This is a genomic window from Streptomyces sp. A5-4, from assembly GCF_051131715.1.
GTDB lineage: Bacteria > Actinomycetota > Actinomycetes > Streptomycetales > Streptomycetaceae > Streptomyces.
Window position 1 is genome coordinate 830,719 of the sequence record NZ_CP178591.1, and the last position, 18,830, is coordinate 849,548.

25 protein-coding genes and 1 riboswitch are annotated in these 18,830 nt (G+C 71.3%); of the genes, 13 read left to right on the forward strand and 12 right to left on the reverse strand.

The genetic code is table 11. The annotated features are described in order from the left end of the window. Window positions 1–21 precede the first annotated feature (21 nt). The 6 genes from ureG to ACLLJJ_RS03735 all read right to left on the reverse strand — a co-directional run bounded on the left by ureG (window position 22) and on the right by ACLLJJ_RS03735 (window position 4,505). Window positions 22–699: an urease accessory protein UreG gene (gene ureG, locus ACLLJJ_RS03710; RefSeq protein ID WP_434587818.1), complete on the reverse strand. Its 678-nt coding sequence runs from the start codon at window positions 697–699 to the stop codon at window positions 22–24. Between the two features lie 22 nt (window positions 700–721). Then, entirely contained in the window at window positions 722–1,396 is a 675-nt protein-coding gene (locus ACLLJJ_RS03715) for an urease accessory protein UreF (protein ID WP_434587819.1), read from the reverse strand. 10 nt (window positions 1,397–1,406) lie between these two features. After that, window positions 1,407–3,128: an urease subunit alpha gene (locus ACLLJJ_RS03720; protein WP_434587820.1), complete on the reverse strand. Its 1,722-nt coding sequence runs from the start codon at window positions 3,126–3,128 to the stop codon at window positions 1,407–1,409. Next, on the reverse strand, window positions 3,121–3,432 hold the full coding sequence (locus tag ACLLJJ_RS03725; protein WP_434600290.1) for an urease subunit beta: 312 nt from the start codon (window positions 3,430–3,432) through the stop codon (window positions 3,121–3,123). The genes ACLLJJ_RS03720 and ACLLJJ_RS03725 overlap by 8 nt, the downstream gene beginning before the upstream one ends. Before the next feature lie 13 nt (window positions 3,433–3,445). After that, window positions 3,446–3,748, reverse strand: coding sequence for an urease subunit gamma (locus tag ACLLJJ_RS03730; RefSeq protein WP_434587821.1), 303 nt, complete (start codon window positions 3,746–3,748; stop codon window positions 3,446–3,448). Between the two features lie 136 nt (window positions 3,749–3,884). After that, window positions 3,885–4,505, reverse strand: coding sequence for a TetR/AcrR family transcriptional regulator (locus tag ACLLJJ_RS03735; protein WP_434587822.1), 621 nt, complete (start codon window positions 4,503–4,505; stop codon window positions 3,885–3,887). 148 nt (window positions 4,506–4,653) lie between these two features. Here ACLLJJ_RS03735 and ACLLJJ_RS03740 point away from each other — a divergent pair, with 148 nt between their 5' ends. Then, window positions 4,654–5,646 carry an ABC transporter permease gene (locus ACLLJJ_RS03740; protein WP_434587823.1) on the forward strand — a complete coding sequence of 331 codons (993 nt, stop codon included), beginning with the start codon at window positions 4,654–4,656 and terminating at the stop codon, window positions 5,644–5,646. Between the two features lie 90 nt (window positions 5,647–5,736). Here ACLLJJ_RS03740 and ACLLJJ_RS03745 read toward each other — a convergent pair whose 3' ends face one another. Next, window positions 5,737–6,042: a type II toxin-antitoxin system Phd/YefM family antitoxin gene (locus ACLLJJ_RS03745; protein WP_434587824.1), complete on the reverse strand. Its 306-nt coding sequence runs from the start codon at window positions 6,040–6,042 to the stop codon at window positions 5,737–5,739. 79 nt (window positions 6,043–6,121) lie between these two features. On the opposite strand from ACLLJJ_RS03745, the gene ACLLJJ_RS03750 reads away from it, so the two are divergent. The 3 genes from ACLLJJ_RS03750 to ACLLJJ_RS03760 all read left to right on the forward strand — a co-directional run bounded on the left by ACLLJJ_RS03750 (window position 6,122) and on the right by ACLLJJ_RS03760 (window position 8,058). After that, a complete protein-coding gene (locus tag ACLLJJ_RS03750) occupies window positions 6,122–6,763 on the forward strand; it encodes an ATP-dependent Clp protease proteolytic subunit (protein ID WP_434587825.1) in 642 nt (213 codons plus the stop codon). A gap of 6 nt (window positions 6,764–6,769) precedes the next feature. Beyond that, window positions 6,770–7,078 (forward strand): hypothetical protein, encoded by a 309-nt coding sequence (locus ACLLJJ_RS03755; RefSeq protein WP_434587826.1) that lies wholly within the window; start codon window positions 6,770–6,772, stop codon window positions 7,076–7,078. Between the two features lie 327 nt (window positions 7,079–7,405). Next, a riboswitch (cyclic di-AMP (ydaO/yuaA leader) is annotated at window positions 7,406–7,578 on the forward strand. A gap of 3 nt (window positions 7,579–7,581) precedes the next feature. Beyond that, complete coding sequence (locus ACLLJJ_RS03760) at window positions 7,582–8,058, forward strand: C40 family peptidase (protein WP_434587827.1); 477 nt, start codon at window positions 7,582–7,584, stop codon at window positions 8,056–8,058. Window positions 8,059–8,171: 113 nt separating this feature from the next. Here ACLLJJ_RS03760 and ACLLJJ_RS03765 read toward each other — a convergent pair whose 3' ends face one another. Continuing rightward, complete coding sequence (locus ACLLJJ_RS03765; RefSeq protein ID WP_434587828.1) at window positions 8,172–8,813, reverse strand: LysE family translocator; 642 nt, start codon at window positions 8,811–8,813, stop codon at window positions 8,172–8,174. Between the two features lie 102 nt (window positions 8,814–8,915). On the opposite strand from ACLLJJ_RS03765, the gene ACLLJJ_RS03770 reads away from it, so the two are divergent. Continuing rightward, on the forward strand, window positions 8,916–9,851 hold the full coding sequence (locus ACLLJJ_RS03770) for a LysR family transcriptional regulator (protein ID WP_434587829.1): 936 nt from the start codon (window positions 8,916–8,918) through the stop codon (window positions 9,849–9,851). Between the two features lie 83 nt (window positions 9,852–9,934). Here ACLLJJ_RS03770 and ACLLJJ_RS03775 read toward each other — a convergent pair whose 3' ends face one another. Next, window positions 9,935–10,390 (reverse strand): ATP-binding protein, encoded by a 456-nt coding sequence (locus ACLLJJ_RS03775; protein ID WP_434587830.1) that lies wholly within the window; start codon window positions 10,388–10,390, stop codon window positions 9,935–9,937. Window positions 10,391–10,618: 228 nt separating this feature from the next. On the opposite strand from ACLLJJ_RS03775, the gene ACLLJJ_RS03780 reads away from it, so the two are divergent. Next, a complete protein-coding gene (locus ACLLJJ_RS03780; RefSeq protein ID WP_434587831.1) occupies window positions 10,619–11,476 on the forward strand; it encodes a helix-turn-helix domain-containing protein in 858 nt (285 codons plus the stop codon). A gap of 9 nt (window positions 11,477–11,485) precedes the next feature. Beyond that, a complete protein-coding gene (locus ACLLJJ_RS03785; RefSeq protein WP_434587832.1) occupies window positions 11,486–11,722 on the forward strand; it encodes a DUF397 domain-containing protein in 237 nt (78 codons plus the stop codon). A 3-nt stretch (window positions 11,723–11,725) separates the two neighbouring features. Here the strand turns inward: ACLLJJ_RS03785 and ACLLJJ_RS03790 are convergent, their stop codons facing one another. Further along, complete coding sequence (locus ACLLJJ_RS03790) at window positions 11,726–12,877, reverse strand: 8-amino-7-oxononanoate synthase (RefSeq protein ID WP_434587833.1); 1,152 nt, start codon at window positions 12,875–12,877, stop codon at window positions 11,726–11,728. Between the two features lie 143 nt (window positions 12,878–13,020). Between ACLLJJ_RS03790 and bioB the strand changes: the two genes are divergently transcribed. The 5 genes from bioB to ACLLJJ_RS03815 are packed head-to-tail and all read left to right on the forward strand — an operon-like array spanning window position 13,021 to window position 17,270. Beyond that, window positions 13,021–14,160 carry a biotin synthase BioB gene (gene bioB, locus ACLLJJ_RS03795; RefSeq protein WP_434587834.1) on the forward strand — a complete coding sequence of 380 codons (1,140 nt, stop codon included), beginning with the start codon at window positions 13,021–13,023 and terminating at the stop codon, window positions 14,158–14,160. Then, window positions 14,153–15,445: an adenosylmethionine--8-amino-7-oxononanoate transaminase gene (locus ACLLJJ_RS03800; protein ID WP_434587835.1), complete on the forward strand. Its 1,293-nt coding sequence runs from the start codon at window positions 14,153–14,155 to the stop codon at window positions 15,443–15,445. The genes bioB and ACLLJJ_RS03800 overlap by 8 nt, the downstream gene beginning before the upstream one ends. A 44-nt stretch (window positions 15,446–15,489) precedes the next feature. Further along, a complete protein-coding gene (bioD, locus tag ACLLJJ_RS03805; RefSeq protein WP_434587836.1) occupies window positions 15,490–16,182 on the forward strand; it encodes a dethiobiotin synthase in 693 nt (230 codons plus the stop codon). Window positions 16,183–16,192: 10 nt separating this feature from the next. Next, entirely contained in the window at window positions 16,193–16,537 is a 345-nt protein-coding gene (locus ACLLJJ_RS03810; protein WP_434587837.1) for a VOC family protein, read from the forward strand. Between the two features lie 58 nt (window positions 16,538–16,595). Next, window positions 16,596–17,270: a class I SAM-dependent methyltransferase gene (locus ACLLJJ_RS03815; protein ID WP_434587838.1), complete on the forward strand. Its 675-nt coding sequence runs from the start codon at window positions 16,596–16,598 to the stop codon at window positions 17,268–17,270. On the opposite strand, the gene ACLLJJ_RS03820 is transcribed toward ACLLJJ_RS03815, so the two are convergent. Then, entirely contained in the window at window positions 17,267–17,638 is a 372-nt protein-coding gene (locus ACLLJJ_RS03820) for a fic family toxin-antitoxin system, toxin component (protein WP_283517621.1), read from the reverse strand. The two genes, ACLLJJ_RS03815 and ACLLJJ_RS03820, sit on opposite strands and share 4 nt — an antisense overlap. After that, window positions 17,635–17,862, reverse strand: a complete 228-nt coding sequence (locus ACLLJJ_RS03825; protein ID WP_434587839.1) for an antitoxin — start codon at window positions 17,860–17,862, stop codon at window positions 17,635–17,637. The genes ACLLJJ_RS03820 and ACLLJJ_RS03825 overlap by 4 nt, the downstream gene beginning before the upstream one ends. Window positions 17,863–18,042: 180 nt before the next feature. Between ACLLJJ_RS03825 and ACLLJJ_RS03830 the strand changes: the two genes are divergently transcribed. Then, window positions 18,043–18,828 (forward strand): ABC transporter ATP-binding protein, encoded by a 786-nt coding sequence (locus ACLLJJ_RS03830; protein WP_434587840.1) that lies wholly within the window; start codon window positions 18,043–18,045, stop codon window positions 18,826–18,828. Window positions 18,829–18,830 lie beyond the last annotated feature (2 nt).

Sequence of the window (18,830 nt, forward strand, 5' to 3'; positions counted from 1 at the left end):
CCGGCGCGAGGTTCAGCGGCGTCACGCGGACCAGGCCGCGAGCTGCGCGCGGACCCAGTCGGTGATCGGCCGCACGCCTTCGGCCGAGGTCAACGAGGTGAAGACCACCGGGAGTTCACCGCGCTGCTCCTTGGCGTCGCGGGCCATCCGGCCGAGGTCGGAGCCGACGTAGGGCGCGAGGTCGGTCTTGTTGACGACCAGCAGGTCGGCAGTGGTGACGCCGGGCCCGCCCTTGCGCGGGATGTCGTCGCCGCCCGCCACATCGATGACGAAGACCTGTGCGTCGACCAGCCCCTTGGAGAAGGTCGCGGTGAGGTTGTCGCCGCCGGACTCCACCAGGATCAGATCGAGCGGCCCCACCGAGTCCTCCAGATCCTCGACCGCTTCGAGGTTGGCCGAGATGTCGTCGCGGATGGCGGTGTGCGGACAGGCCCCCGTCTCCACGGCCTGGATGCGCTCGGGCGGCAACACCGCGTTGCGCAGCAGGAATTCGGCGTCCTCGCGCGTGTAGATGTCGTTGGTGACGACGGCGATGGACAGCTCCGTGCGCAGGGCTCGGCAGAGGGCGGCGACGGTCGCGGTCTTGCCGGAGCCGACCGGCCCGCCGAGGCCGATGCGCAGCGCGCGCCGCCGGCCGTCGGGGCGTACGGCGTCGGCGCTGACTGCGGCGGGGCCGGTGTGCGCGTGGTCGAGGTGCATGGTGCGGCTCTCCTAAGGAGTGTTACGACGCGAAGAGGCGTACGGGCCAGGCCGCGTGCGCCTGGGCCGTGATGTCGAGCAGCGGAGCGGAGGCGGCGGGCAGCGCGCCGGTGCCTTCGTCGAGTGCGTGCCGCGCGGCCTCGGCGGCTCGGCGCGCGACCTGGTCGAGCTCGGGTGCGAGGCGGGCGAGGACCGCGGTGGCCTCGAAGGGGTCCAGGCCGAGCAGGCGCACGGTCGCGGTCGTGGGGCCGCTGACGCATTCGTACGCGGCGCAGTGTGCGGCGTCCTCGGGACCCAGCCCCGCCGCGCGGGCGGTCAGGCCGAGCACCACGGGCTGGTGGGCGCCGCGCGGGCGCGCCGCTGCGAGTGCGTCGAGCTCGGCGCACGGCCAGGTGGCGCGGGCCGCGCGCATCAGCTGCCGGCCGAGCTTGCGCGCCGTGGCCCGCAGGGCGGGTGAGGGCGTACGGGCGTCGGCGGCCTCGTCGAGGTCGAGCGGGTCGATCCCGGCGGCAGCGGCAGCGGCGAGCGCCGCCGCGGTGAGTCCGGCGGTGTGCAGTCGCCCCCGGCAGAAGGCCGCGAGGTCCGGGGCGCTGCGGATGCGGCCCGCCTTGACGGCCGCCTCCGCCCCACCGGAGTGGGCGTGGCCGCCGGCGGGGAAGCGGCCGTCGGCGAGTACGAGCAGGGCGGCGCGGCTCATCGGAGTCTCATCAGAACAGGAAGTAACGCTGGGCGAGCGGGAGTTCGGCGGCGGGTGCGGGGTCGACCGGGTCGCCGTCGATGGTCACGGTGAAGGTGTCGGGGTCGACCTCGACGCGCGGGAGCGCGTCGTTCTCCCGCATGTCGGCCTTGGTGAGCCCACGGGTGCTGCTGATCGGCACGAACTGCTTGCCGAGGCCGAGCCGCTCCGCCAGGCCGTCCTCGATCGCCGCACCGGTCACGAAGTTGACGGAGTTGCCCGCCGGGGCTCTGCCGAGCGCACCGAACATCGGCCGGGGCAGCACCGGTTGCGGGGTCGGGATGGAGGCGTTGGCGTCACCCATCTGTGCGTACGCGATCTGGCCGCCCTTGATGACCAGCTGCGGCTTCACACCGAAGAAGACCGGGTCCCACAGCACCAGGTCGGCGAGCTTGCCGCTCTCGACGGAGCCGATCTCGCGGTCCACGCCCTGGGCGACCGCCGGATTGATGGTGTATTTGGCGACATAGCGACGGGCGCGATGGTTGTCGGCCCGGCCGTCGCCGGGCAGCGGGCCGCGGCGCTTCTTCATCACGTGCGCGGTCTGCCAGGTGCGCATCGCGACCTCCCCGATGCGGCCCATCGCCTGCGAGTCCGAGGAGATGATCGAGATGGCGCCGAGGTCGTGCAGGATGTCCTCGGCCGCGATGGTGCTCGGCCTGATCCGGGACTCGGCGAAGGCCAGGTCCTCCGGCACGGCCGGGTTGAGGTGGTGACAGACCATCAGCATGTCGAGGTGTTCCTCGATGGTGTTGACGGTGTGCGGCCGGGTCGGATTGGTCGAGCTGGGCAGTACGTAGGGCTCGGAGACGACCGTGATGATGTCGGGCGCGTGCCCGCCGCCCGCGCCTTCGGTGTGGTACGCGTGGATGGAGCGCCCAGCGATGGCCGCGAGGGTGTCGCCGACGAACCCGGCCTCGTTCAGGGTGTCGGTGTGGATGGCGAGCTGCGCGCCGGTCTCGTCGCAGACGCTCAGACAGGCGTCGATGACGGCGGGGGTGGCACCCCAGTCCTCGTGGATCTTGAATCCGACGGCGCCGCCCCGCAGTTGGGAACGCATCGCCTCGCGGGACATCGTGTTGCCCTTGCCGAGCATGCCGATGTTGACCGGGTAGTGCTCCAGCGCCTCGAACATCCGGGCCAGGTGCCAGGGGCCCGGGGTGACGGTGGTGGCCTTGGTGCCCTCGGCGGGCCCGGTGCCGCCGCCGACGAGGGTGGTGGTGCCCGAGGAGAGGGCCTGGTCGACCACGGTCGGTGAGATGAAGTGGACATGGGCGTCGATAGTCCCGGCGGTGAGGATCTTGCCGTTGCCCGCGATGATCTCGGTCTCGGGCCCGATGATCAGCTCGGGGTGCACGCCGTCCATGGTGTCGGGGTTGCCGGCCTTGCCGATGCCGGTGATCCGGCCGTCCCTGATGCCGACGTCGGCCTTGACGATGCCCCAGTGGTCGAGGACGACCACGCCGGTGATGACCGTGTCGGGGGCACCTTCGGCGCGGGTGGTCCTGGCCTGACCCATCGACTCGCGGATCACTTTGCCGCCGCCGAAGACCGCCTCGTCCCCGGCGCGCCCGGGGCCGCCGGAGCGGTCCTCCTCGATCTCGATCAGCAGGTCGGTGTCGGCGAGCCGGATGCGGTCGCCGGTGGTGGGGCCGAACAGGTCGGCGTACACCGCGCGATGGAGCTCAGGCATCGAGGGACCCTCCGGTCTCCCCCCGCAGGCCCGCGACGATGCGCAGGCCGGCGATGGGGACGAGTTCGACGCCGACGGGGATGCCGGGCTCGAAGCGCACGGCGGTGCCCGCGGCGATGTTGAGCCGCAGACCATGGGCGGCGGTGCGGTCGAAGTCGAGGCCGGGGTTGGCCTCGGCGAAGTGGTAGTGGGAGCCGACCTGGACGGGCCGGTCGGCGGCGTTGAGGACGGTGAGGCGGGTGACGGGGCGGCCCTCGTTGATGCGCACCGGCCCGTCGGCGTACAGGATCTCTCCGGGGATCATCGCCGACGCCCCGTCAGACGATCGGTTCATGGACGGTGACGAGCTTGGTCCCGTCCGGGAAGGTCGCCTCCACCTGTACGTCGTGAATGATCTCGGGAATGCCCCCCATGACGTCGTCGCGGCGGAGCACCTCGCGGCCGGACGACATGAGTTCGGCGACGGTGCGGCCGTCCCTGGCTCCTTCGAGGATGTGCGCGGTGATGAGCGCGATCGCCTCGGGGTGGTTGAGCTTCACCCCGCGCGCCCGGCGCTTCTCCGCCACATCGGCGGCCACATGAATGAGCAGTCGTTCCTGCTCGTGCGGAGTCAGTTGCACGTGTCCACCTCATAGTTGTCCCGCCCGGACCGTAGGGGCGCAGCGGGACCCTAGCCCACTTCAACACTCTGTTGACCTGCGCTTGAGGACCTCACGGCCTGGGATTGAACGTTAGGGGCGAAGTTTTTCCGGCGCGTTAACTGATCTTGGGTTGTTGCATGGACATCAGACCCCGCAGACCGTCCTCCAGCACGCCGACCTCCACGTCGCCGAAGAGCGCCTGTTGGACGATGAAACCCTGGGCGGTGGCGATGAGCGTGCGGGCGACATGGTCGGCCGGGACGTCCGCGGCCATCAGCCCGCTGTCCCGGTAGGCGTCCACCAGCCCGGCCCAGGAGACGCGCAGTCCGCTGTACCCCTCGTCCAGAACGGCGGCGAGCTGCTCGTTGCGCAGAGTCTCGGTCCACACCTGAACGACCAGCCTGGCGAACGATCCGCGGTCGACGCCCAGCACCCGCTCCTCCAGCATGCGGCGCAGCACCCGGCCGAGCAGCACGTCGGGGGTGGGTGGCGGAACACTGCCCGCCGCGGCGTCGAACGCCGCGCGGATCTCGGCGAACGCCTCGCCGGCGATGGCCGCGATCAGCTCCTCCTTGCTGCCGAAGTAGCGGTAGACCGCGCCTGCCGACAGGCCCGCCTCACGCAGGATGTCCTGCATCGAGGTGGCGTGGAAGCCGTTGAGGGCGAAGCAGCGTGCGGCGCCGTCGAGGATCTGACGGCGGCGTGCGTCGAGGTGTTCCTGGGATACGCGAGCCATGCCCCCAATCTAAAACGAACATTCCTTCTTGACAAGGAGCGGGTCCGGCGGGACAGTGAAGTCGGCGTAAAACGAACGATCCTTCTCTTTGGTTCTTCCCTTTGAATCACCCTCCCGAGTGACCCTTCTCCCTGAATCGAGGCGCACCATGTCCGCCGCACCCACCCGCCGCCTGGTCGCGGTGATCGTCCTGGTCCCCGTCGTCGTGGCACTGGCCCTGTGGGCCTTCGCCTGGCCGGCCGCCCGCATCGCACCGCGCGACCTCCCCGTCGGGGTCGCGGGCCCGGCCGCCGCGGCGGCCCAGGTCCAGCAGGGGTTCGAACAGCGGGAGGGCGCGTTCGACGTCCACCGCTACCAGGACCGGGCGGCGGCCCGCACCGCCATCGAGGACCGGGTCGTATACGGCGCGCTGGTCGTCACCCCGAAGGGCCCCGAGCTGCTGACCGCCTCCGCCGCGAGCCCCGTGGTGGCCCAGCTGCTGCGCGAGGCGGCGACCGCACAGGCCCCGCCCGGCACACCGGTGCGGGTCACCGATGTCGTCGCCGCCCCCGCCGGGGACCCGCGCGGCAGCGCGATCGGCGCGAGTGTGCTGCCCATGGCCCTGGCGGGGGTCGCGGCCGGAGCGCTCGTGAGCCTGCTGGGCCTGGGCGGGACACGCTCAGTGGTCGCCCTGCTCGGCGCAGGCACGCTGGTGGGTGTCACCGTCACGGCCATCGCCGACAGCTGGCTGGGCATCGTCACCGGCGGCTGGTGGGCCGAAGCGGGCGTGGTGGGGCTGACCGTGCTGGCCATCGGCGCGACCGTGGCGGGGTGCGCGGCGCTCGTCGGGCGTGCGGGAATCGGGCTCGGATCGCTGCTGATGGTACTGATCGGCAACCCGTTCTCTGGTGTCACGAGCGCGCCGCAGCTGCTGCCGGAGCCGGCCGGGGCCATCGGCCAGTGGCTGCCGCCGGGCGCGGGCGGATCACTGCTGCGGTCGGTCGCCTTCTTCGACGGGAGCGCCGCATCGATGCCGCTGCTCGTGCTCGGCCTGTGGACCGCACTCGGCCTGACGGCGGTGCTGGTGGGCGGGCGGCGCAGGGCGGCCGACGCTCCGGCAGAGGCCGCCGCCGACGCGCCGCGGCCGGCCCCGGTGGGCTGACACGCACGACGTCGTACCGGTACGACGCCCACTCAAGGACGGCCGTGTCCCCGCCGCAGCGGACGGGGCACACGGCCTTTTCGTCCGCGCTCAGCTCTCGCGGCGGCCGTCGCCACGCTCGCTGCCGTGCTCACCACGATGCTCAGCGGCGATACCGAAGCGGCGGCGTTCGCCCGGAGCGGACGCGCGCGAGCCGATGGTGGAGACGGAGCTGATCACCTGCTCCTCGGCCGCCCCCGCATCGCTTTCGAGTCGCTGCAGGTCAGCGGCGGAAACCAGCGCCACGAGCGGCTTCCCGTGACGTGTCACGACCACCCGCTCCCCGCCGTACACCACACGGTTGATCAGCTCGGCGAGCTCTGCTCGGGCTTGCGTCACCGGAATCTCGTAGGCCATGCTCGCCATATTACGGCTTGTACGTCCTGTACATTTTTTACAGAGACTGGGCCCGAGCAGCATGAGGAGAGCCACTGCCATGCACCGCACTTCCGCCGCCTCCGCCCGCTATGTACTTCCCGAGTTCACCGAGCGCACCAGCACCGGGACCCGGACCATGGACCCGTACTCCAGGCTGTTGGAGGAGCGCATCGTCTTTCTCGGAACGGCCGTCGACGACACCGCGGCCAACGACGTGATGGCGCAGTTCATGTACCTCGAACACGCCGCCCCCGACCGGGACATCTCGCTCTACATCAACTCCCCCGGCGGCTCGTTCACCGCCATGTCCGCGATCTACGACACGATCCAGTTCGTCACCTGCGACGTGGAGACGATCTGTCTGGGCCAGGCCGCGTCGTCGGCCGCCGTGCTGCTCGCGGCCGGCGCCCCGGGAAAGCGACTCGCCCTGCCGGGCGCCCGGGTGCTCCTGAGCCAGCCCTCCATCGACGAGCCCGTGCGGGGCCAGCCGTCGGATCTGGAGATCGAGGCGCGGGAACTGCTGCGCATGCGCGAGACACTCGCCGGGATGCTGGCTCTCCACACCGGGCAGAGCCTTGAGCGCATCGGTACGGACATCCAGCGCGACAAGATCTTCGACGCCGGCGCCGCCGAGGCGTACGGCCTGGTCGATCACATCGTGCAGAGCCGCAAGGACACCCCCGCCTGCCAACCGAGGTGAGCCGCGATGCCGCCGCCCGAACTGCCGCCACTGCCCGCACTGACCCGCGCCGAGGGTGAGTTCGTCGTCCGCTATCTCGAAGTGGTCGATCTGCTGGGACGGATCAACCCGGTGCGCGCCACGGACACCTATGGGGCAGTGCGCGCCGCGCAGGCCCCCGCATCGAAGGCTCCCGCGCTGCGGGACGCCCTCACCCTGATGCACCAGCGGGACGAAGCCCGGGTACACGCCGCCGCGCCGGCGCGGGCGCTGCGTGTCCTCGACGGGGAGCGGCGCTCGGGCCGGGTCACCGTGCCACCGTTCTCATCGAGTTGACGGCGCGCGGCTCGGCCCGCGAGCCGGTCGCAGTACGACACGCGCTCCCTCGAATGGCGTAGCGAACGGGTGGTCAGCGGTACCGCTCGACTTGCACATCCCAGCTACGCACCGCCCGGAATGAGCCACTCCGCCGCTGGTACAGCCGTCGCCACGCACCGACGGCGGGGGACGCGAACGCCCTTGTCCACCCGAACGGGTCAGTGGTGAGGAGCCTCACATAACGTCGTTTCAGCTCGGAAAACAGACGGGTCATGGGTCAAGATCCCTGGGACGACAAGCCCCTGCCACACGGCGGGGCGGTCCGGGTGGACGCTGAGTCCTGCCGCTTCCCGGATGCCTGGTCGACAGAGTGCAACGGCAGGAGTGGAAGACCCAAGCGCGTCGGGGTGGCCTGTTCGCACGGCCGTCCCTTGGGGTGAAGCCGCTTGACGCGGCCGGACATCTTCGCCTGTCCGAACCCGACAGGTCATCCTTCACAGGCGGCTGACGAAGGGTCGCGTATGACCGCGCAGATGAATGTTCCGTCGCTGATGACCAGAACCGGAGCGGCTTCGGCCCTCACCCTTGCCGTGCTGGGTGCCTCGATGCTGGCGCCAGGAGCAGCGAGTGAGGCGCAGGCCGCCCCGGCGCACTCGACGAAGGCACTGAAAGTGGCCGCGTCGAAGAAGGGGGCCCCGTACGGGTACGGGGCAGCGGGTCCCAACCGGTTCGACTGCTCGGGGCTGACGCTCTACTCGTTCAAGAAGGCGGGCAAGCGCCTGCCGCGCACCGCCCAGTCCCAGTACAACAAGACCCGCCGCATCTCCTCCTCCAGCAGAGTCCGGGGCGACCTGGTCTTCTTCCACTCCGGCCGGAACGTCTACCACGTGGGCATCTACGCCGGCAGTGGCAAGATCTGGCACTCCCCCAAGCGTGGGTCCGTGGTGCGACTGGAGAGGATCTGGTCCAGGAGCGTCTGGTACGGCAGGGTGCGCTGACCGGCCTCGGCCGCACCCCGGTGACGGCCGGGGCGGTCGGGGCGACGGTGTGGTCCGCCGTCACCCCGACCGCCCGCCCGTCGCAGCCCCTCCCGATTCCCCCGGCGGCGCGGTCACACCGCCCCCAGCGGCCCGGCCAGCAGGATCAGCCCCAGCACGGCGAGCGCGCCGCCGCTGACCGCCTCGACGGTGCGGGCCGCGCGCGGGCGCCGCAGCCAGGGGCCCAGCCGGTCCACCAGGAGCGCGACCGCGGGGAACCAGAGCAGGGCCAGTACGACGACGATCATGGCGAGCAACAGCGTCCTGGGAAGCGGCGGCCGGCCCTCGGGCACGAACTGGGGCAGCAGGCTGAGGAAGAGAACCGGCGCCTTGGGGTTGAGCGCGTTGGTGAGGAAACCCTGCCGAAGGCTGCGTCCGACACCGCCCACCGCCTTCTTCTCGCGCTCCGCGTCCGGCCGACCCTCGGGCGCGGAAGCACGCACCGACAGCAGCGCACGGCAGCCCAGGTAGAGAATGTAGGCGCCACCGAGCAGCTGGATCGCACGGAACAGAGCCGGTACGGCGACCAGTACGGCGGCGAGCCCCGCGACGGCCAGTGCGGTGTGCACGAGCAGTCCGCCCGCGACGCCCACCGCGCTCGCCACCCCCGAGCGACGGGACGCCAGTGCGTTGCGTACGACGACCGTGAAATCCGCGCCGGGCATGGCGACCATGCCCGCGGCGACGCCGGTGAAGGCGATCAGTTGTGCGTCCATGCTCCCCATCCTGGACCGGCCGGGGCTTTAGCATGTACTTGCAATCTTCATGGTCTGCCTAAAGGAACTGTTGGGGGTCGGCCCGCCCCCGGGGAGCTCAGCATGTACGACCCGACGAGGCTGGCGGCGTTGGTCGCGGTCGCCGAGGCCGGTTCCATCACACGCGCAGCCACGCGCCTCGGCTACACCGCGCCCGCACTGTCGCAGCAGCTCGCCAAGCTGGAACGCGAGACGGGCGCCACTTTGCTGGTGCGCCACCATCGCGGGGCCAGGCTGACGGCCGCGGGCGAACTGCTGGCGGTCCGGGCCCGGCGGGTGCTCGGCGAGCTGGACCTGGCTCGGCACGAACTGGCGCAGCTGGCGGGCCTGTCCGGCGGCCGGCTCCGGGTCGGCACGTTCACGACGGCCGGCATCCATCTGCTGCCGCCGGTGCTCAGCGCGTTCCGCCGGGCGCATCCCGATGTGGAGCTGGTGGTCGCCGACTACGAGCCGCCGGACGGGGTCACCGCGGTGGCGGCCGGCGAGGCGGACCTCGCTCTGACCCACAGTTACGAGCCCGCGCCGACCGCGCCCCCGCCCTCCGGGGTGGCGGCGGAGCGGCTGCTGGTCGAGGAGCTGGTGCTGGTGACGGCGCCCGGCCATGCGCTGGCCGGGGGCTCGGAGCGGCTGCGCCTGGCGGACCTGGCCGGACAGCCGCTGATCAGCAGTGCGCCGACCCATCCGCCCCGCCAGGGCGTGGAGGCGGCGCTGGCCGCGGCGGGGGCGACTCCGGCGGTGGTGTGCGAGTCGCCCGGGTACGCGCTGGTGTGCGCGCTGGTCAGTGCGGGGCTCGGCGTGGCCGTGGTGCCCGAGATGGTCGCCGCGATGGCGACGACCCCCGTGGGATCGCGGGCGCTGGCGGACGCCGGACTGCGGCGCACCATCTCGGTGGTGCACAGGACCGGTGAACGGAGCCCGGCCGCGGACACTCTGCGGGCCCTGCTGCGCGGCGCGTTCGGGCGGGCCGCCGGTACCGGCCGAGGCGGCGGTACCGGCTGAGCCGGGCCCGCGACGGGGACTGCCCCGGCCCGTCAAAGCGCCCTGAAATCAGTGCTGTTCGGGCACGGGCCGGCTGGTCGGGCCTACGCCTGGACGGGTGTCTGGACAGGGGCGCGGACCGGGGCGGTCCACGGCAGCGCGATCCAGACCGTCTTGCCGCCCTCGGCCGTGGGCGTGACGGACAGCCGTCCGCCGAACTCCGCGGTGAGACAGCGGATGATCACCATGCCGCGTCCGTTGTCCTGCTGGACGGCGGCGGGCAGCCGCTTCGGCCACCGCGGGTGGCTGTCGGTGACGCCGATGCGCAACTGGTCGTCCCGCTCCAGCTGTACGTCCACGGTGAAGGTGGGCGACCGTCCGAGTGTGTGCTGCACCGCGTTGGTGGCAAGCTCCGAGACGATCAGCCGGACCATATCGGCGGCATCAGAATCCGGCGGCATGCCCCAGCCGCCGAGAATCTCCGCGACGTATCTCCGCGCCGCGGAGACCGAGGCTGGATCGCTCGGCAGAGTGACGGATGATTCCTGCTGGTCTGCCATGGCGACGCTGTCCCTTTCCCACCGGGGCCGGACTCCGACTCGTAGCGGATTCAACTTCGAGGGCGGCCCCGTATTGTGCTCTGCGCCAGAGTGACACTCATGGTGCCGTGATAGGTGGCGATCATCCAAGATATGCATATATCTGTCGCTCGAAGCGGTGAACTCTGCTACGCGAGAGCGTATTTGGGTTGCAGAATGGCGCATCGGCGCGGGGCGGAGGGAGTCGATATGCGGAACGGTCCCGCGGTGCGGCGACGCAAGCTGGGGCAAGAGCTGCGCAGGCTGCGCGATCGCGCCGGGCTGACCAGCCCGGAAGCAGCATGTCTCGTCGGGTGGCACCAGTCGAAGGTGAGCAGGATCGAGACGGGCCGCAGCGCGGTCAAGGCGACCGACGTGGCCCGATTGCTGAATGTGTACGAAGTGTGCGATCCGCAGCTCCGGGCGTTGCTTGAGGCGTTGGCCGGTTCCGTGAACGACGCGGGAAACCGTTGGTGGCACGCCTATCGGGGACTGTTGCCGCCGCAGTACCGGGACTTCATCAGCCTGGAGTCGCAGGCGAGTTCGGCGCGCACGCTGGAGAACACCGTGGTCCCGGGGCTCCTGCAGACGCCGGACTACGCACGGGCGGTGACCCGGGCCGCGCTGTACGACCTGCCGGCGGAGAAGGTGAACTCCCTGGTGGAGGTACGCCTCGCCCGCCAGGAGGTACTGCGGGCCGATGACCCGCTGAAGTTGAGCGCGGTCCTGGACGAGGCGGTACTGCGGCGACAGGTGGGCGGCGGGGGGACCATGACACGGCAGTTGCGGCAGTTGCTGGAGATGGCAGTACTTCCCCATGTCTGCTTACAAGTCGTGCCTTTCGCTGCCGGTGAGCACATCGGCCTCACCGGTCCTTTCGTTATTTTCTCCTTTCCGAACATTGCCGATCTGGATGTGGTTGTTATCGACCACTTGACGAGTAGCCTCTACCTCGAACGGAAAGAAGACCTCAGGGCGTACAGCGCCGCATTCGGCACGCTCCAAGCCCAGGCCCATTCACCTGAGGACTCGTTGCATCTCATCAGGGGGATCAGGCACGACGCCTAGGGAGGCCCCATGTCCGCACCTCTTGCGAACGTTCCTTCCAGCACTTTTCCGCACAGAGCCAAGTGGCTGCGCAGCAGCCGCAGTACCGGTATGAACAACTGCGTAGAGGCTGCCCGTTTGACCGGCGGTCTGCTGGCCGTACGCGATTCCAAGAACGTCGCGCGCCCCGCGCTGCTCTTCGCGACGGACGCATGGACCTGCTTTCTTTCGGCCATACGAAATCGGACCATCGGCCAGCGGTATTGAGAGTCACCCGGTGGGCGCGGTCCGGCGGATCGTGCCCACCGCCTCTTCGATCTGCTGGTCGGTCAGGTCGGCGCGCGCCGTGAGCCTGAGGCGGGAGATCCCGTCGGGCACCGACGGCGGACGGAAGCAGCCCACCACGAGCCCGGCCGCACGGCAGTCGGCCGCCCAGCGCACCGCCGCCTCCGGAGAGGGCGCCAGGACCGACACCACGGCGGCGTCGGGGCGTACCGCGGTCAGGCCCGCGTCGGTCAGCCCGCGGTGCAGGGCGATGGCCACTGCCCGGGCGCGCGCGGCCAGTTCGGGTTCCCGGCGCAGCAGCCGCACGCTCGCGAGGGCCGCACCGGCGGCGGCCGGGGCGAGACCCGTGTCGAAGATGAACGTCCGGGCCGTGTTGACCAGGTGGTCGATGACCTTGGCCGGGCCGAGGACCGCCCCGCCCTGGCTGCCCAGGGACTTCGACAGGGTGAGGGTCGCCACAACACCGTCCGCGCCGGCGATCCGGGCCGCGTCCAGGGCGCCCCGGCCCCCGTCGCCCAGCACTCCGAGGCCGTGCGCGTCGTCGACGACGAGCGCCGCCCCGTACGCGCGGCAGGCCTCGGCCAGCTCCGCCAGGGGCGCCGCGTCACCGTCCACCGAGAACACCGAGTCGGTGACGGCCAGCGCGCGGCCGTCGTGCGCGTCGAGCGTCTTGCGCACGGCGTCGGGGTCGGCGTGCGGCACGACCGCGGTCTCGGCGCGCGAGAGCCGGCAGCCGTCGACGATCGACGCGTGGTTCAGGGCGTCGGAGACGATCAGTGAGCCATGGCCGCTGAGCGCGGTGAGGGCGGCGAGGTTGGCGGCGTAACCGGAGGACAGGACGAGGGCGGCCTCGAAGCCGCAGAATTCGGCGAGTTCCCGCTCCAGCTCGGCGTGCAGCTCGGTACTGCCGGTGACCAGCCGTGATCCGGTGGCGCCCGCGCCCCAGCGGCGGGCGGCCGCGGCCGCCGCGGAGGTGACCTCCGGGCGGTGGGTGAGACCGAGGTAGTCGTTGCTCGCGAGGTCGAGCAGGGCGCTCTCGGCGGGCCGCGGACGCAGGGTCCTGACGAGCCCGGCCGCCGCGCGCAGCCGCGCCTGCTCGTCGATCCAGCCGAACGGTGCGTACGGTCCCTGCGGCATCGGTGAGTCCCTTTTGTAGGCAGCCCACAGACACTAGCGGTGGGCACGTGAGGGCAGGGTGTGGCAATACCCACACCTCAAGACCGTGCTCTTGTGTGATTCCACCTTGGCCAGGGGCGGTGCCGTGCGTCAGGATCAACGCCATGGATCTGCTGAACACGCTGGTGGACAAGGGACTGCGGCGCGAGCTGCCGACCCGCGAAGAAGCCCTCGCCGTACTGGCGACTTCCGACGACGATCTGCTCGATGTGGTGGCCGCGGCCGGAAAAGTACGCCGCCAGTGGTTCGGGCGGCGGGTGAAACTCAACTACCTCGTCAATCTCAAGTCCGGCCTGTGCCCCGAGGACTGCTCGTACTGCTCGCAGCGGCTCGGCTCCAAGGCCGAGATTCTCAAGTACACCTGGCTGAAGCCCGACGAGGCGTCGAAGGCGGCGGCCGCGGGGGTGGCGGGCGGCGCGAAGCGGGTGTGCCTGGTCGCGAGCGGGCGTGGGCCGACGGACCGTGACGTCGACCGGGTCTCGAAGACCATCGAGGCGATCAAGGACCAGAACGAAGAGGTCGAGGTGTGCGCCTGCCTCGGTCTGCTGTCCGGCGGACAGGCGGAGAAGCTCCGGGCGGCCGGCGCCGACGCGTACAACCACAACCTCAATACGTCCGAGTCGACGTACGGGAAGATCACCAGCACCCACACCTACGCCGACCGGGTGGACACCGTCCAGCAGGCCCAGGCCGCGGGTCTGTCCGCCTGCTCCGGGCTGATCGCGGGCATGGGCGAGAGCGACGAGGACCTCATCGACGTGGTCTTCGCGCTGCGCGACCTGGACCCGGACTCGGTGCCGGTCAACTTCCTGATCCCCTTCGAGGGGACACCGCTCGCCGAGGAGTGGAACCTCACCCCCCAGCGGGCGCTGCGCATCCTGGCGATGGTCCGGTTCGTCTGCCCGGACGTCGAGGTCAGGCTCGCGGGCGGGCGCGAGGTGCATCTGCGCACGATGCAGCCGCTCGCGCTGCACCTGGTCAACTCGATCTTCCTCGGCGACTACCTCACCAGTGAGGGCCAGGCGGGCCAGTCCGACCTGGAGATGATCGCGGACGCCGGCTTCGAGGTGGAGGGCACGGACACCACGACGCTGCCGCAGCACCGTGGCGGCGGCGGCTGCGCGACGGCGTGCGGCGACGCGCCGGCCGAGACAGAGGCCGCTCCGGAGGTGCCGGCCGCCCGTACGGACCTGGTGTCGGTACGCCGCCGGGGCGCCGGAACGGACCTCGCGCCCAATGCCTGAGCCGCTCACCCCCGCCGAACTGCTGCGCCTCGACCGCGAGCACGTGTGGCACCCGTACGGTCCGATGCCGGGCCGGGCGGAGCCACTGCTGGTGGAGTCCGCCTCGGGGGTGCGGCTGCGCCTCGCCGAACCCGCTCACGGGCGGAGCGAGCTGATCGACGGCATGTCGTCCTGGTGGTCGGCGATCCACGGCTACAACCACCCGGCGCTCAACGAGGCGGCGCGCGGCCAGCTCGACAGGATGAGCCATGTGATGTTCGGCGGGCTCACCCATGAGCCCGCCGTGCGGCTCGCCGCCAAGCTGGTGGAGATCACTCCCGAGCCGCTCCGGCACGTCTTCCTCGCCGACTCCGGTTCGGTCTCCGTCGAGGTCGCGGTCAAGATGTGCCTGCAGCACTGGCGCTCGGTCGGCCGGCCCGCGAAGCAGCGGCTGCTTACCTGGCGGGGCGGCTACCACGGGGACACCTGGCAGCCCATGTCGGTGTGCGACCCCGAGGGCGGGATGCACGAGCTGTGGCAGGGGGCGCTGCCGCGTCAGATCTTCGCGGACGCGCCGCCGGCCGAGTACGACGAGACGTACGCGGCGCGTCTCGGTGACCTGATCGCCCGCCACGCGGACGAACTGGCCGCCGTGATCGTGGAGCCGGTGGTGCAGGGCGCGGGCGGGATGCGGTTCCACTCCCCCGCGTATCTGCGGGTGCTGCGCGAGGCGTGCGACGCGCACGACGTGTTGCTGATCTTCGATGAGATCGCGACCGGCTTCGGCCGTACGGGCACGCTCTTCGCATCCGAGCACGCGGGGGTCTCACCCGATGTACTGTGCGTCGGCAAGGCGCTGACCGGCGGCTATCTCACCATGGCGGCGACGCTGTGCACCTCGCGGGTGGCCGACGGCATCTCGCGCGGTGAGGTCCCTGTGCTCGCGCACGGCCCGACGTTCATGGGCAATCCGCTGGCCGCCGCGGTCGCCTGCGCCTCGATCGACCTGCTGCTCGGCCAGGACTGGCAGGTGGAGGTCAAGCGGCTGGAGTCCGGCCTGCGCGAGGGGCTGGTCCGGGCGGCGGAGCTGCCGGGGGTGCGCGAGGTACGGGTGCTCGGCGCGATCGGCGTCGTACAGCTGGACCACGACGTGGACATGACGGCGGCGACACGGGCCGCGGTCCGCGAGGGCGTGTGGCTGCGGCCCTTCCGCGACCTCATCTACACGATGCCGCCCTACGTGACGGGCGACGAGGACCTGGCCCGCATCACCCGGGCGGTGTGCGCGGCCGCGTCGGCGGCGTAGAGGCTCTTCTTTTTCCCCCGCGACATCCCCCGCAAGGAGCACGCATGGCCGTCATCGTCGTCACAGGCACCGGGACCGGCATCGGCAAGACCGTCGTCACCGCGGCCCTCGCCGCGGCGGCGCGCGCGCAGGGCCGCACGGTCGCCGTGCTCAAGCCCGCGCAGACCGGGCTTGCCCCCGGTGAGCCGGGCGACGCCGACGATGCCGTGCGGCTCGCGGGTGACGGTGTGCGGGGCGTCGAACTCGCCAGGTACCCCGAGCCGTTGGCCCCCGCGACCGCCGCCAGGCGCGCCGGAATGCGCCCAGTGCTTCCGCGGGACGCGGCGGAGGCCGCCGAGAAGCTGGCGGCCGAGCACGATCTGGTGCTGATCGAGGGCGCGGGCGGCCTGCTCGTGCGCTTCGACGACGCGGGCGCCACACTCGCCGACGTCGCCCGGCTGCTCGACGCGCCGGTCCTCGTGGTCGTCCCCGCGGGCCTCGGCACGCTCAACGCGACGGCCCTGACCGCCGAGGCCCTGCGGGCCCGGCAGCTGGAACTCCTCGGCGTCGTGGTCGGCAGCTGGCCACAGCGGCCCGATCTGGCCGAGCGCTGCAATCTGACAGACCTGCCGGAGGCCGCGGGCGCCCCGCTGCTCGGTGTGGTTCCGCAGGGCGCGGGGGCGCTGGCACCCGATGTGTTCCAGGGGCGCGCCACCGATTGGCTCGCGCCCCGGCTCGGCGGCACCTGGCGCCCGTAAAGTGGTCTCCATGCGAGCTCGTGTCGATGAAATCGTCTTCGACTGCGCGGCGCCGGCCGCCCTGGTGCGGTTCTGGGCCGCCCTGCTGGGCGGCGATCCGGCGGACCGCGGCGCGGACTGGTCCTTCATCGATCCTCCGGGGTTCACCCGGATCGCCTTCCAGCGCGTGCCGGAGGGCAAGGCCGCCAAGAACCGGCTCCATCTGGACCTGCAGGCGGGCGACATCGACACGGCGAGCGCCGAGGCGGTGCGGCTCGGCGCGACCCTGTCGGGCCCCGTCGTCACCGACGAGAACGGGGATTTCCAGGTGCTGCTGGATCCCGAAGGCAACGAGTTCTGCTTCGTGAGCGGCTGACCGGCCGGTACGGGGGCAGAATCGGGTGACGCGACCACGACAGCCTCAGGAGTGCGCGATGGCGCTGCGCCGCAGCAAATTTCCCCGGGACGCCGTCCACCACCCGCTCTTCGCCCGGGTCTACGCCCGGCTCAGCGTGGCGGCCGACCTCAGGGGCGGGGTCGCCGCGTACCGCGAGGAGCTGCTCGCCGGGCTCTCGGGACGGGTCATCGAGATCGGCGCGGGCAACGGGCTGAACTTCGCCCACTACCCGTCGGCCGTCTCCGAGGTGGTGGCGATCGAGCCGGAGCGCAGCCTGCGCCGGCTGGCCGCACAGGCGGCTCTCGACGCGGATGTCCCGGTGGACGTGGTGCCGGGGGCGGCGGAGGCCCTGCCGGTCAAGGGCGAGGCGTACGACGCGGCCGTGGTGTCACTGGTGCTGTGCTCCGTACGGAATCTGCCGCGCGCCCTCGCCGAGATCTCGCGCGTCCTGCGGCCCGGTGGGGAGCTGCGCTTCTTCGAGCACGGCATCGGTGAGAGCCGGTCCCTGGTGGTGACCCAGCGCGCACTGGACCGCACCGTGTGGCCGCTGCTCTTCGGCGGCTGCCACACCGCACGCGACCCACTGGCCGCGATCGCGGCGGCGGGCTTCGGGATCGAGCGGCACCGGCGGTTGTCCGTACCGAAGAAGGGCCTCAGGCTGCCGTCGTCACCCTGTGTGCTGGGGGTCGCGCGCAAGCCCGGCACTTTCTAGAGGCTCCACTGGCGCAGCTCCTCGGCGATGGTGTGCACGTCCGCCTTGCCTTCCTTCACCAGTCTGGCCAAGTCCCTCACCTGCTCGGGCGAGGTGACGACCTTGAGGCCGCAGGCGACGAGGTAGCCGTAGGCGACGGCCGACGCGAACATCGCGTTGGAGCGCTCCAGGGCCGGTACGTGGAGGAGCAGTTGGAGCAGCGCGGCGGCGCGGGCATGCGGGTCGCTGTAGACCGGGATGCCGAATATCTCCGAGTCGTGCCGGGCGACGGCGGCGACCAGCGCACCCCAGTCGATGACCTGCGGGTCGCCGGGTGTCTTGTGCTCGGCGATCATGAGGAGCCAGGCGAGATCGATCTTCAGAGTCAACGCTTGCCTTCGTGCTCCGTGCCGAACTCCTCGGCGAACACCGATTCGTACTGCTTCATGAAGTCGGACGCGGCCTCGACGAAGGTGCGCCCCACCTCCCCGGCGTCCTGCTTGACGAGCTCCTCGATGTAACGGTTCACGCTCATCCCGCGTTGGAGGGCGCGCTGTCGCGCGGCCTCGGCGGTGGTCTCGTCCACCCGTACGTTCAGCTGTGTCTTCGCCACCCCACCACGCTAGCGCGACAGTGCTAGCACCGGCAAGTGGGTCCGGGCGCCGAATGCCCTGTTGGCCCTTACACGAACCGGGGCCGCACCGACCTCACGACGGATGTCCATGGCGCCTTACGCCCTCTACTCTCAGCAGCTGTACGGGAGTTGACTCGGTCGCGACCCCGGGAGGCCGCCTTGTCCACACACACAACCGCACGCGCCGAGGAACCGGCGCCGCGCGATGCCAAGGACGCGGCCCGCGCGCGGGGGCTCACGAAGGCGTACGGCACGGGCGAGACGGCCGTGATCGCCCTGGACTCCGTCGACGTCGACATCGCGCGCGGTCGCTTCACCGCGGTCATGGGCCCGTCCGGCTCCGGGAAGTCGACCCTGATGCACTGCCTGGCCGGGCTCGACACCGTCTCCGCGGGGCAGGTGTGGCTCGGCGACACCGAGCTGACGGGCCTCAAGGAGCGCGAGCTGACCCGGCTGCGCCGGGACAAGATCGGCTTCATGTTCCAGTCGTTCAATCTGCTGCCCACCCTCTCGGCCGCCGAGAACATCACGCTCCCGATGGACATCGCGGGCCGCAAGCCCGACCAGGAGTGGCTTGCGCGGGTGATCGACACCCTGGGGCTGCGCGACCGCCTGGGCCACCGCCCCGCCCAGCTGTCCGGCGGCCAGCAGCAGCGAGTGGCCTGCGCCCGCGCGCTCGCCTCCCGGCCCGAGCTGATCTTCGCCGACGAACCGACCGGCAATCTCGACTCGCGGGCGGGCGCCGAGGTGCTGTCCTTCCTGCGCGAGGCCGTCGACGAGCTGGCGCAGACGGTCGTGATGGTGACGCACGACCCGGTCGCCGCCGCCCATGCCGACCTGGTGCTCTTCCTCGGGGACGGCCGGATCGTCGACGACATGCCCTCGCCCAGCGCCGAGGCGGTGCTGGAGCGTCTGAAGCGTTTCGACGGTGTCCGCAAGACCTGAGA